General features: G+C 73.0%; 10 protein-coding genes. 4 read left to right on the plus strand and 6 right to left on the minus strand.

The features are described from left to right. Positions 1 to 40: 40 nt before the first annotated feature. From LPA27_RS09015 to LPA27_RS09035, 5 genes are all read right to left on the minus strand, one after another. Positions 41 to 1,192 (minus strand): acyl-CoA dehydrogenase family protein, encoded by a 1,152-nt coding sequence (locus LPA27_RS09015; protein WP_228942211.1) that lies wholly within the window; start codon positions 1,190 to 1,192, stop codon positions 41 to 43. A 62-nt stretch (positions 1,193 to 1,254) separates the two neighbouring features. Continuing rightward, positions 1,255 to 2,004, minus strand: coding sequence for an SDR family oxidoreductase (locus tag LPA27_RS09020; protein WP_056904792.1), 750 nt, complete (start codon positions 2,002 to 2,004; stop codon positions 1,255 to 1,257). Positions 2,005 to 2,071: 67 nt separating this feature from the next. Further along, positions 2,072 to 3,025: a phosphatase PAP2 family protein gene (locus LPA27_RS09025; protein WP_228942212.1), complete on the minus strand. Its 954-nt coding sequence runs from the start codon at positions 3,023 to 3,025 to the stop codon at positions 2,072 to 2,074. 32 nt (positions 3,026 to 3,057) lie between these two features. Continuing rightward, the gene (locus LPA27_RS09030; protein ID WP_228942213.1) at positions 3,058 to 4,197 is read right to left on the minus strand and encodes an acyl-CoA dehydrogenase family protein; all 1,140 of its coding nucleotides are present in this window, start codon (positions 4,195 to 4,197) and stop codon (positions 3,058 to 3,060) included. 19 nt (positions 4,198 to 4,216) lie between these two features. Next, complete coding sequence (locus LPA27_RS09035) at positions 4,217 to 5,368, minus strand: acyl-CoA dehydrogenase family protein (RefSeq protein WP_056862116.1); 1,152 nt, start codon at positions 5,366 to 5,368, stop codon at positions 4,217 to 4,219. A gap of 206 nt (positions 5,369 to 5,574) precedes the next feature. Here LPA27_RS09035 and mfd point away from each other — a divergent pair, with 206 nt between their 5' ends. The 3 genes from mfd to LPA27_RS09050 are packed head-to-tail and all read left to right on the plus strand — an operon-like array spanning position 5,575 to position 10,492. Next, positions 5,575 to 9,156 (plus strand): transcription-repair coupling factor, encoded by a 3,582-nt coding sequence (mfd, locus tag LPA27_RS09040; protein WP_228942214.1) that lies wholly within the window; start codon positions 5,575 to 5,577, stop codon positions 9,154 to 9,156. Beyond that, positions 9,153 to 9,827 (plus strand): hypothetical protein, encoded by a 675-nt coding sequence (locus tag LPA27_RS09045; protein ID WP_228942215.1) that lies wholly within the window; start codon positions 9,153 to 9,155, stop codon positions 9,825 to 9,827. The genes mfd and LPA27_RS09045 overlap by 4 nt, the downstream gene beginning before the upstream one ends. A 2-nt stretch (positions 9,828 to 9,829) precedes the next feature. After that, complete coding sequence (locus LPA27_RS09050; RefSeq protein ID WP_228942216.1) at positions 9,830 to 10,492, plus strand: MazG nucleotide pyrophosphohydrolase domain-containing protein; 663 nt, start codon at positions 9,830 to 9,832, stop codon at positions 10,490 to 10,492. Positions 10,493 to 10,519: 27 nt separating this feature from the next. On the opposite strand, the gene LPA27_RS09055 is transcribed toward LPA27_RS09050, so the two are convergent. Continuing rightward, positions 10,520 to 11,353, minus strand: a complete 834-nt coding sequence (locus LPA27_RS09055) for a class I SAM-dependent methyltransferase (RefSeq protein ID WP_228942217.1) — start codon at positions 11,351 to 11,353, stop codon at positions 10,520 to 10,522. Between the two features lie 135 nt (positions 11,354 to 11,488). On the opposite strand from LPA27_RS09055, the gene eno reads away from it, so the two are divergent. Further along, on the plus strand, positions 11,489 to 12,766 hold the full coding sequence (gene eno, locus LPA27_RS09060; protein ID WP_228942218.1) for a phosphopyruvate hydratase: 1,278 nt from the start codon (positions 11,489 to 11,491) through the stop codon (positions 12,764 to 12,766). Positions 12,767 to 12,883: the final 117 nt, after the last annotated feature.

The raw sequence follows: 12,883 nt of genomic DNA on the forward strand, positions 1-12,883 counted from the left end.
GGTGCTCCTGTCAGGGGTGGAGGGTGTGCGGCGGGAGGGGTCAGACGAAGGCGTTGATGCCGGTCTCGGCGCGGCCGATGAGCAGCTTCTGGATCTGGCTGGTGCCTTCGTAGAGCGTCATGACCCGGGCGTCGCGCAGGTACTTCGCGCCGGGGTACTCGTCGACGTAGCCCGCGCCGCCGTGCACCTGGATGCAGTTGTTGGCCGCTCGCACCGCGGCCTCGGAGGCGAACAGCTTGGCCTTGGAGGCGGCGGTGCCGAAGGGCTCGCCCCGGTCGATGAGGTCGGCGCAGCGCCACACCAGCAGGCGCGCGGCGTCGGCGTCGAGGGAGATGTCGGCGATCATGTCCTGCACCAGCTGGAAGCCCGCGATGGGCTTGCCGAACTGGGTGCGGTTGAGGGCGTAGTCGACGCTGGTCTCCAGGCACCCCTGCACGATGCCGACGCAGCCGGCGGCGACCGCCAGCCGTCCCTTGTCGAGGGTGCTCATGGCGATCTTGAAGCCCTTGCCGACCTCGCCGAGCACGGCCGAGGCCGGCACGCGCACGTCGGAGAGGAACAGCTCGGCCGTGGCCTGGCCGCGCAGCCCGAGCTTGCCCTTGATCTCGCGGGCCTCGAAGCCGGGGGTGTCGGTGGGCACCAGGAACGCCGTGACCCCGCGGGGTCCGTCGTCGCTGGTGCGGGCGAAGACGAGGGCGACGTCGGCCCAGGTGCCGTTGGTGATGAACAGCTTCTGGCCGTTGAGGACGTAGTCGTCGCCGTCCTTGACCGCGCGCGAGGTCAGGTTGCCGGCGTCGGAGCCGGTGCCGGGCTCGGTGAGCCCGAAGCAGCCCAGCTTCGAGGCGGTGGCCAGCTGCGGCAGCCACTCCTGCTTCTGCTCCTCGGTGCCGAAGAACAGGATCGACTTGCCGACCAGGCCGCTGCTGACCGAGACGATGCCCCGCAGGGCGGAGTCGGCGCGGCCGAGCTCCTCCATGGCGATGGCGTAGGTGACGTAGTCGCCGCCCAGCCCGCCGTACTCCTCGGGGATGGTCAGGCCGAAGAAGCCGAGCTCGGCCATCTTCGGCACGATCGCGAGGTCGACCGACTCGTCGCGGTCCCACTGGATGCGGTGGGGCACGGCCTCCTTGTCGAGGAAGGCCCGCGCGGTGTCGCGGAAGCTCTGCTGCTCGTCGCTCAGGGAGAGGTCCATGACCTCATCCTGACCCACGGGTGGTCGCCGTCACAGTCCCGGTCCCGGCGGGCGGACCGTGCTCAGCGGTGGGCGAGGGTGACGCCGCCGTCGAGCACGACGGTCTGCCCGGTCAGCCAGGAGGCCTCCTCGGAGAGCAGGAACGCCACGGCGCCCGCGACGTCGTCGGGCACACCGAGGCGGCGCAGCGGGTACGTCGCGGCGACCTCCTCCTCGCGGCCCTCGAAGAGGGCCTCGGCGAAGCGGGTCTTCACGACCGCGGGGGCGACCGCGTTGACCCGCACCGACGGGCCGAGCTCGACGGCGAGGTCCTTGGTCAGGTGGATGAGCATCGCCTTGCTCGCGCCGTACATCGCGATGCCCGGGGCGCTGCTGACGCCCGCGACCGAGGCGACGTTGACCACCGCACCGCCGTGCTCGCCCATCCAGGCGCGGTGGGCGACCTGCACCCAGCCGAGGGCGGCGACCACGTTGACGTCCACGATCTTGCGGGCGGCGTCGAGGTCGAGCGCCATCAGCGGGCCGTAGGCGGGGTTGATGCCGGTGTTGTTGACCAGCAGGTCGACGCTGCCGAAGGCCTCGAGGGTGCGGGCCACCGCCTCGTCGCGGTGCGCGGCGTCACCGGCGTTGCCGGCCACGCCGATCGCGTGGTCGGGGCCGCCGAGGCTCGCGACGGCCTCCTCGAGCGCCTCGGGCTTGCGGGCGGTGACGCAGACCCGCGCCCCCTCCGCGACCAGCCGCTGGGCCACGGCCAGGCCGATGCCGCGACTGGCGCCGGTGACGACGGCGGTCCTGCCCTGGAGTCCTCGCACGGTGGTGCCTCTCGTGTGTCTCGGTCGGTGGTGTGGGTCAGGCGGTCGGGGGTCAGGCGGGTGGGGGTCAGGCGGGGGTGGGGCGCTCGTGGCGGCGCTCCCACCAGGTGGAGCCGGCGAGCACCAGGCCCGCCAGCAGCCCGCCGGCGACCACGTCGACGACGTAGTGCTCGGCGTAGTAGACCAGGGCCACCGACATCAGCAGCGGGTAGAGCAGCAGCAGCCAGCGCCAGCGGGTGCGCAGGTGGCCCACGCCGTAGAGCGCGACGAGGAACGTGATGCCCGCGTGCAGCGAGGGCATGGCGGCGACCGGGTTGCCGACACCCTGGAGCACCAGGTCGAAGCGGCCCAGGCCCAGGTCGGCCCACCCGCGGCCGGTGATCCGGGTGACCTCGCCGAGGTAGCCCTGCTCGGAGGCCATCCACGGCGGGGCCATCGGGTAGACGACGTAGATGACCAGGGCGCCGAAGTTGATGGCCAGGAAGCGGCGCATCCAGCGCACCCACTGGGTGCGGTTGCGCACCCACAGCACGGCCGCGATGGTCAGGCCGGTGAGGAAGTGGGAGGCGTAGACGGTGGTCAGGACGACGTCGTACCACCGGGGCGGGCTCTCGCGCAGGCACGGGTCGCCGCACCACGCGTCCTGGAGGCGCTCGGTGGGCGTGACGCCCCCGCCGAGCCACTCGTCGACGGTGATCGGCATCCGCACGTGCACCGGGAGGCCGAGCTCGTCGGTGAGGCCGCGGCTGTAGAAGTAGACGACCAGGCCGATGACCGGCAGCGACCAGTCGCGCAGGAACAGCAGGTGGTAGCGCCACGGGGCCTGCACGTTCCACGCGATCGTGCCGAGCCACAGCCACACGAACACCTGGACGGTGTCGTTGGGGATGCCGAGCAGCTCGCTCCACAGCACCAGAAGCACGGCGTAGACCGCCATGGCCAGGGCCCGGGGGCCCCGGCGCGTGGTCGGCGGCAGGCCCGGTGGTGCCGAGCGGGTGGTGTCCTCGGCGGTGCCCGTCATGGGAGGGATCCTAAGGACCCCTCCCACCGGTGTCAGGGAAGCGGGTCGATCGAGCCGTAGTCGCCGATGCCGCCGGCCAGGGCGGAGAGGTGGTGCTGGCCGTCGCCGAGGAGCCGCTCGAGGGCGGTGAGGACCGAGACGTAGCTGCCCACGGAGTACTCCGCGGTCATCCCGATGCCCCCGTGCAGCTGGATCGCCTCCTGACCGACGTGGCGGCTGGCCCGGCTCACCTGGAGCGAGGCCCGGTGGGCGGCGTCACGGGTGGCCTCGGCGCCGCCGGTGGCCAGCACCATGGTCGCCCACTGGGTCAGGCTCGTGGCCAGCTCCAGGGAGACGTACATGTCGGCGGCGCGGAAGTTGAGCGCCTGGAAGGTGTTGAGCGGCACGCCGAACTGCTTGCGGCTCTTGAGGTACTCCGTGGTGGTGCGCAGCGCCACCTCCATCGCGCCGACGGCCTGGTTGCAGGCCATGATCCGGCCGATGTCCTGGACCGTGGCGATGCTGGCGGTGATGTCGCGACCCGCCTCGCCCAGCGGCGTCGCGGCGGTGCCGGAGAAGGTCACCTTGGCAGCGCGGCCGCCGTCGTAGGTGGGGTAGTCGGTGCGCTCGGCGGCCGAGCCCTCGACGAGGAAGAGGCCGGTGCCGCCGTCGGGCAGCGCGGCGCTCACCACGAGCAGGTCGGCGCGCGCGCCGTGGACGACCGGCTCCTTGACGCCGCTCAGCGTCCAGGAGCCGCCCTCCTCGGTGGCGGTGACCGCGGTGGCCGAGGGGCTCCAGCGCGAGCCGGGCTCGTCGTGGGCCAGCGCCAGCACGCTCTCGCCGGCGCTCAGCGCGCCGAGCACCTCGCCGCGCTGCTCGGTGGTGCCGACCGCGGAGACCAGCCCGCCGGCGAGCACGACGCTGGTGAGGTAGGGCTCAGGGGCGATGACGCGGCCGAGCTCCTGGGCCACGATCGAGATCTCGACCGGCCCGGCGCCGACCCCGCCGTCGTCCTCGCTGAAGGGCAGGCCCAGCACGCCCATCTCGGCCAGCTGGGTCCAGACCTTCTCCGAGAAGCCCGGGTCGGCCTTGGTGGTCTGGCGGCGCTGCTCGAAGTCGGAGTAGGCCCGGCCGACCAGTCCGCGCACCGCGTCGCGCAGGGCGTCCTGCTCGTCGTCGTAGGTGAAGTCCATGATGAGTCTCCTGCCCGGCTCAGAGGCCGAGGATCGTGCGGGAAATGATCTGGCGCTGGATCTCGTTCGAGCCGCCGTAGATGGAGGCCTTGCGCAGGTTGAGGTACGACGGGGTCGCGTGGCGCGCCCAGTCGGGCAGGGCGCTGTCGTCGCCCGCGCCCGACGCCAGCGACCCGGGCCCGGCGAGGTCGACGAGCAGCTCGCTCACGGCCTGCTGCAGCTCGGTGCCCTTCAGCTTGAGCACGGAGCTCGCCGGGTGGGGCTCGCTGCCGGCGGAGTGGGCGACCACGCGCAGGGCGGTGAGCTCGAGGGCGAGCAGCTCGTTCTCCAGCTCGGCGATGCGGGCCGCGGTCAGCGGGTCGTGGGCCTGCTCGCCGGCCAGCTCCTTGGCCCGGGCCAGGCGGCGCTTGGTGGAGCCCACGGGGGCCACGCCGACGCGCTCGTTGCCGAGCAGGAACTTGGCCATCGTCCAGCCCTGCCCGGGCTCGCCGACGAGGTTCTCGCCCGGCACGCGCACGTCGCTGAACCACACCTCGTTGACCTCGTGGCCGCCGTCGATGAGCTCGATGGGCCGCACCTCGACGCCGGGGGAGGTCATGTCGATGAGGAGCATCGAGATGCCCTTCTGCTTCTTCACCTCCGGGTCGGTGCGCACGAGGGTGAAGATCCAGTCGCCGTACTGCCCCAGCGTGGTCCAGGTCTTCTGGCCGTTGACGACCCAGTCGTCGCCGTCGCGGACCGCGGTGGTGCGCAGGCCGGCGAGGTCGGAGCCGGCGTCAGGCTCGGAGAAGCCCTGGCTCCACCAGATGTCGAGGTTGGCGGTCTTGGCCAGGAAGCGCTCCTTGATCTCCTGGCTGCCGAACTGCGCGATGACCGGACCGATCATCGAGGCGTTGAAGGCCAGCGGCGGCGGCACCGCGGCGGCCTGCATCTCCTCGTTCCAGATGTGGCGCTGGATCTGGCTCCAGCCACGACCGCCCCACTCCTCGGGCCAGTGCGGCACGGCCAGGCCGGCCGCGTTGAGCGTCTGGTGGGCCTCCACGATCTGCTCGCGGGTGAGCTCGTGGCCCGCCGCCACCGCGTCGCGGATCTCCTGGGAGACCTTGGTGGTGAAGAAGTCGCGCATCTCCGCGCGGAACTCCTGCTCCTCGGCCGTCAGCTGCAGCTCCATGTCATGCCTCTCGTCGCGGCCCCCGCGGGGCCCAGTGCTGTGGTGCCGATCTCATCATGGCCTCCCGGTGGTTGCCCGCCCCCACCCGTCCGGGCCGCAGACGATCCCGTCGTCGGTGGTGCGACCTAGACTGGGCCGGTCACCACCCCCTGTCGTCTCGACCGGGGGCCGTCGTCGTGGGTGACGCCCGTCAGTCGAGGAGCCTCGTGACCACCACCGTCCTTCCCCCCGCCCCGTCGACCAGCCCCGCGGTCACGGCGCTGGCGCGGGCCGTGCTCGCCGACGCCACGCTGTCCGAGGTGCTGGCCGACGCCGCCGGCGGCGCCGTGCGTGCGCTCGACCTCACCGGGCCGGAGGCGCTGCGGCCCTTCGTGGTGGCGGGCCTGGTGGCCCAACGCCGCACGGTGCTGGCCGTGACCGCCACCGCCCGCGAGGCCGAGGACCTGGTCGGGGCGCTCGGCGACCTCGTCGACCCCGCGACGGTGGCCTACTACCCCAGCTGGGAGACGCTGCCCCACGAGCGGCTCAGCCCGCGCAGCGACACCGTCGGGCGCCGCCTGGCGGTGCTGCGCCGCCTGCGTCACCCCGGCACCGACGCCTCCAACGGACCGCTCAAGGTGGTCGTGGCCCCGGTGCGCTCGGTGCTCCAGCCGCAGGTCGCGGGCCTCGCCGACCTCGAGCCCGTCGAGCTGGTCAGCGGCGAGGCCGCCGGCCTCGACGACGTGGTGCGGCGCCTGGCCGACGCGGCCTACAGCCGGGTCGACCTGGTCGAGAAGCGCGGCGAGTTCGCCGTGCGTGGCGGCATCGTCGACGTCTTCCCGCCGACCGAGGAGCACCCGCTGCGCGTGGAGTTCTGGGGCGACGACGTCGAGGAGATCCGCAGCTTCTCCGTCGCCGACCAGCGCACCCTCGAGAAGGTCGAGCGGCTCTGGGCGCCGCCGTGCCGCGAGCTGCTGCTCACCGACGCCGTGCGCGCGCGGGCCGCCGAGCTGGGCCGCAGCCACCCGCAGCTGCTGGAGCTGACCGACAAGATCGCCGCCGGCATCGCGGTGGAGGGCATGGAGTCGCTGGCCCCGGTGCTGGTCGACGAGATGGAGCTGCTGGTCGACCTGATGCCGGCCGACACCCACGTGCTGGTGCTCGACCCCGAGCGGGCGCGCCGCCGCGCCCACGACCTGGTCGCGACCAGCGAGGAGTTCCTCGGCGCGAGCTGGGCCGCCGCGGCCGGCGGGGGCACCGCCCCGGTCGACCTGGGCGCTGCGTCGTACCAGGACCTGGCCGAGGTGAGGCTGACCAGCCTCGAGCAGCACAAGCCGTGGTGGACGATGAGCCCCTTCGGCATCGCCGACGACGACGAGACCGCCACCGGCATGAGCGCCAGCGACGCCGGCGTGCCGACCCGGGCCCTGCCGGCCCACCCGGTCGACGCCTACCGCGGCGACGTCGAGAAGGCCATCACCGACCTCGAGGGCTGGCGGGCCGCGGGCTTCCGCACCGTCGTGGTGCACGTCGGGCACGGCCCGGCCAACCGCATGGTCGAGGCCCTCGGCGAGCACGACGTGCCCGCGCGACTCGACGGCGAGCTGGGTCACGACGTCGTGACCGTCACCTGCGGGTCCCTCACCCAGGGCTTCGTCGACGAGACCAACCGGCTGGTGCTGCTGACCGGGGAGGACATCTCGGGGCAGAAGTCCTCCACGCGCGACATGCGCAAGATGCCGGCGCGGCGCAAGAAGCAGATCGACCCCCTCGAGCTCAAGGCCGGCGACTTCGTCGTGCACGAGCAGCACGGCGTGGGCCGCTTCATCGAGATGAAGCAGCGCGAGGCCGGGGGAGCGGTGCGCGAGTACCTCGTGCTCGAGTACGGCGCCTCCAAGCGCGGCGGCCCGGCCGACCGGCTCTACGTGCCCGCCGACGCCCTCGACCAGGTCACCCGCTACGTCGGCGGCGAGCAGCCCAGCCTCGACCGGCTCGGCGGCGCCGACTGGTCCAAGCGCAAGAGCCGCGCCCGCAAGGCCGTGCGCGAGATCGCCGCCGAGCTGATCAAGCTCTACGCCGCGCGCCAGGCCACCAAGGGCCACGCCTTCGGGCCCGACACCCCCTGGCAGCGCGAGCTCGAGGACGCCTTCCCCTTCCAGGAGACCGTCGACCAGCTGACCACGGTCGACGAGGTCAAGGCCGACATGCGCCAGGTCGTGCCCATGGACCGGCTGGTCTGCGGCGACGTGGGCTACGGCAAGACCGAGATCGCGGTGCGGGCGGCCTTCAAGGCCGTCCAGGACGGCAAGCAGGTCGCCGTGCTGGTGCCGACCACGCTGCTGGTCACCCAGCACCTGTCGACCTTCGCCGAGCGGATGAGCGGCTTCCCGGTCGTGCTGCGGGCGCTGAGCCGCTTCCAGAGCGACAAGGAGGCCGCCGAGGTGATGAAGGGGATGGCCGACGGCTCGATCGACATCGTCGTCGGCACCCACCGCCTGCTCAACCGCGACGTGCGCTTCAAGGACCTGGGCCTGATCATCGTCGACGAGGAGCAGCGCTTCGGGGTGGAGCACAAGGAGCAGATGAAGCGGCTGCGCACGTCGGTCGACGTGCTGTCGATGTCGGCCACGCCGATCCCGCGCACCCTGGAGATGGCGATCACCGGCATCCGGGAGATGTCGACCATCACCACCCCGCCCGAGGAGCGCCACCCCGTGCTGACCTACGTCGGCGCCTACGAGGACCGCCAGGTGGTGGCGGCCGTGCGCCGCGAGCTGCTGCGCGAGGGCCAGGTCTTCTACATCCACAACCGGGTGCAGTCGATCGAGAAGGCCGCCGCGCGCATCCGTGAGCTGGTGCCCGAGGCGCGCGTGGCCACCGCCCACGGGCAGATGGGGGAGAAGCAGCTCGAGCAGGTGATGCTCGACTTCTGGGAGAAGCGCTTCGACGTGCTGGTCTGCACGACCCTGGTGGAGTCGGGCCTCGACGTCTCCAACGCCAACACCATGATCATCGAGCGCTCCGACACCCTGGGCCTCTCCCAGCTGCACCAGCTGCGCGGGCGCGTGGGCCGCTCCCGCGAGCGGGCCTACGCCTACTTCCTCTACCCCGCGGAGAAACCGCTGACCGAGACCGCCCACGAGCGGCTGGCCACGCTGGCCCAGCACTCCGACCTGGGCGGCGGCATGGCGATCGCGATGAAGGACCTGGAGATCCGCGGCGCCGGCAACCTGCTGGGCGGGGAGCAGTCGGGCCACATCGCCGACGTCGGCTTCGACCTCTACGTGCGCCTGGTCGGCGAGGCCGTCCACGAGTTCAAGGGCGAGGGCGAGCCCGAGCTCGACGAGGTGCGCATCGAGCTGCCCGTCGACGCCCACCTGCCCCACGACTACATCCCCAGCGAGCGCCTGCGCCTGGAGATCTACAAGCGCCTGGCCGAGGTGCGCACCGACGAGGACGTCGACGCCATCAACGAGGAGCTGCTCGACCGCTACGGCGAGCCGCCGGTCGTGGTCGTGTCGCTGCTGCTGGTGGCCCGCTTCCGCGCCCGGGCCCGCCAGGCCGGCGTGGGCGAGGTGACGGTCGCCGGCAAGAACGTCCGCTTCGCGCCGGTGAGCCTCCCGGAGTCGCGGGTGGTGCGGCTGATGCGGATGTATCCGAAGGCCATCGTCAAGACCGGGGTCGACACCATCCTCGTGCCGCGGCCGCAGACGGCGGTCGTGGGTGGCAAGCCCATCGACGGGATCGCCCTGCTTGAATGGGCCCGCAGTGTGATCGACGCCATCATCGACCCGCGGGAGTCCACGTGAAGATCGTCCGCCCGGCAGCCGGTCTGGCCGCCGTCGTCCTCCTCGGCTCGGGGCTCGCGGGCTGCGGGGTCGCCGACACCCCGATCCGTCCGGGTGTCGCCGCGACGGTCGGCGACGAGGACATCACGCTGAGCGAGGTCGACACCTTCGCCGCCGACACCTGCGAGCTGCTGGAGTCCAACGAGGGCCAGGCCCCGATCGCCGGTGCCGCCTTCCGCGACCAGGTGCTCTACAGCCTGGTGCTGGGCTCGATGGCCGAGCAGATCGGCGCCGACTACGACGTGGACGTCGCGGCCGCGCGCCGCCAGGTCGAGCAGACCACCCGGGAGGGGCTGACCGGCGCCGACCCCGACCTGGTCGACGACGTGCTGCCCGTCTTCGCCGGGCCCGACCTCTTCACCGCCGTGCTCAACAGCGCGGTGACGTCGCAGGTGGAGGAGGGCACCAGCGGCGAGGAGGCCCAGGCCGCGGCCACCGGGCTGGTGCAGCAGTGGCAGGACGAGAACGGCGTGGAGACCAACCCCCGCTTCGCCTCGATCGACGTGGCCAGCCAGGAGGCCGGCGCCGTGCCCGAGCTCTCGGTCGCCGTCGGGGAGGCCGCCACCGCGCTCGACGGGGAGCTGACCCCGGAGCAGGTCGCCGCCCTGCCCGCGTCGCAGCGCTGCGGCTGAGCGTGGCGGGCGCCGGGGAGCCCGGTCGGGAGGGGAGCGGGCAGGAGCCGCTGCTCGTCTTCCGCACGATGATGCGACGCCTGCGCGCCGAGTGCCCCTGGAAGCGCGAGCAGACCCACCGCTCGCTGTCGCGCTACCTGCTCGAGGAGGCCCACGAGACCCTCGAGGCCGTCGACGCGCTCGCGGCGGCCGAGGACGCCGGCGACCCCCCGCGTCGCGACGCGGCCGCCTCCCACCTGCGCGAGGAGCTCGGCGACCTGCTGCTGCAGGTCTACTTCCACGCCGCGGTGGCCGAGGAGCACGGCGACTTCGACCTCGACGACGTGGCCTCCGGCCTGGTCGAGAAGATGGTGCGGCGCAACCCGCACGTCTTCGGCCCCGACCCGGTCGCCCACGACGACGCGACGTCGGTCGACGACGCGTGGCAGCGGATCAAGGCCGAGGAGAGGCCGCGCGCCGCGCTGCTCGACGGCGTGCCCGCCACGCTGCCCGCCCTGCTGCTGGCCGACAAGGCCCTCGACCGGCTGGCCCGGGCGGGCCGACCGGTCGAGGACCTCGACCCCGACGACCTCGGCGACCGGCTGCTGGGCCTGGTCGCGGAGGCCCGCGCCGCCGGCGCCGACCCCGAGCAGGCGCTGCGCGACGCGGTGCGACGGCGGGTCTGAGCCGGCCCGGGCGGGTCCGGGGTCGGCTCAGGGGCGGGCGAGGGTGTAGCGCACCACCAGGTGCAGGTGGAGCCGGCCGTCGTCGCCGCGGGTGCCCTCGAGCACCTCGCCGATGCGCTCGAGGATCTCGGGGTGCTCCTCGACGGGGCTGCGCATCCACACGTCGGTGAGCCACGTGGTCAGCGACCAGCGCCGCCAGTGGTCGAGGTCGTCGAAGACCAGGTCGTGGGTGAGCGTGGCGTGCTCCACGTCGCTCCAGCCGGCGCCGGTGAGGAAGTCGGTGACCTCCTGGTCCTCGTCGACCTCGGGGGCCTGGGTCATGCTGCGCCGGCCGGTGCGGTGGGCGTGGTCGTCGAACACGTCGAGCACCGCCCGCCACGCCGGCGGCCAGGTGCCGAAGGTCGTGAAGCCGGCGCGCCCGCCGGGCCGCACCAGCCGGCGCCACGCGGTGAGCGCGACGTCGGGCTCGGGCAGGAAGAAGAGCAGCAGCGAGGAGGCGAGCACGTCGTACGACGACTCCTCCAGCGGCGGCTCGACCGCGTCGCCGAGCACGACCTCGACCTGGGAGGCGCCGCGCTGCTGGGCCTCGCCGGCGGTCAGCTCGACCATGCTCGGCGCCAGGTCGAGGGCGTCGACGTGGCCCTCGGCGCCGACGGCCTCGGCCAGCGGGAAGGTGACGGCGCCGCGGGCGCACCCCAGGTCGACGGCCCGCTCCCCGGCCTGCGGGGCGAGGCGGCGCACCAGCTCGGCGCCGACCGGTCCGCTGAAGGCGACGTCGGAGGTGTCGTAGGTGTCGGCGAGACCCTCGAAGAGGGCGGTCACCTGGCGGATGCGGGTCTCGGGCGGGGGCAGGGGCTCCATGCGCACCGATCCTGCCCGGCGAGCGGGCGGGGCGGCTCACCCGAGACGACGGGGTCGCAGGGTCGGCGCGCGGTGCCGGGTCCCCTAGGCTGGCCGGGCCCTCACCCGAGACACCTCTGCACCAGGAGCAAGCCAGTGGCATCCATCGAAGCAGTCGGCGCCCGCGAGATCCTCGACTCCCGCGGCAACCCCACCGTCGAGGTCGAGGTCCTCCTCGACGACGGCACCTTCGCCCGGGCGATGGTGCCCAGCGGCGCCTCCACGGGCGCGTTCGAGGCCGTCGAGCTGCGCGACGGCGGCGACCGCTACCTCGGCAAGGGCGTCGAGAACGCCGTGCGCGGCGTCGTGGAGAAGATCGGCCCGGCCGTGGAGGGCCTCGACGCCGACGACCAGCGCCTGGTCGACCAGGTCATGCTCGACCTCGACGCCACCCCCAACAAGGCCGAGCTCGGCGCCAACGCGATCCTCGGCGTCTCGCTGGCCGTGGCCCGCGCGGCGGCCGACTCCGCGGGCCTCCCGCTCTACCGCTACGTCGGCGGCCCCAACGCCCACGTGCTGCCGGTGCCGATGATGAACATCCTCAACGGTGGCTCCCACGCCGACTCCAACGTCGACATCCAGGAGTTCATGATCGCGCCGATCGGCGCTCCCACCTTCCGCGAGGCGCTGCGCCAGGGCGCGGAGGTCTACCACGCGCTCAAGGCGGTGCTGAAGAAGAAGGGCCTGGCCACGGGCCTGGGCGACGAGGGCGGCTTCGCCCCGAACCTCGACTCCAACCGCGCCGCGCTGGACCTCATCGCCGAGGCCGTCGCCGCGGCCGGCCTGACCCTCGGCACCGACATCGCCCTGGCCATGGACGTCGCGGCCAGCGAGTTCTGCACCGACGGCACCTACGCCTTCGAGGGCGGCTCGAAGACCGCGGCCGAGATGGTGGCCTACTACGCCGAGCTGTGCGAGGCCTACCCGATCGTCTCCATCGAGGACCCCCTCGACGAGGACGACTGGGAGGGCTGGAAGGCCATGACCGACCAGCTCGGCTCGACGATCCAGATCGTCGGCGACGACCTCTTCGTCACAAACGTCGAGCGCCTCCAGCGCGGCATCTCCGGCGGCCAGGCCAACGCGCTGCTGGTGAAGGTCAACCAGATCGGCTCGCTGACCGAGACCCTCGACTCCGTCGAGCTGGCCCACCGCAACGGCTACCGCTGCATGATGAGCCACCGCTCGGGCGAGACCGAGGACACCACCATCGCCGACCTCGCGGTGGCCACCAACTGCGGCCAGATCAAGACCGGCGCCCCGGCCCGCTCCGAGCGCGTCGCGAAGTACAACCAGCTGCTGCGCATCGAGGACGAGCTCGGCGACGCCGCGCGCTACGCCGGTGTGTCGGCGTTCCCGCGGTACACCGCGTAGGGGACCCTAGGAGGCATGGCCGACAAGCGACGCACCCCCGCGCGGGGGGCCGCCTCCCGGCCGGGAGCCCGGGGCCGGTCAGGCCCCGGGCGTCCCGCGGGCGGCCCGCGGACCCGC

The organism is Nocardioides sp. Leaf374 (genome assembly GCF_916862475.1).
In the GTDB taxonomy this organism is placed as follows: domain Bacteria; phylum Actinomycetota; class Actinomycetes; order Propionibacteriales; family Nocardioidaceae; genus Nocardioides; species Nocardioides kribbensis.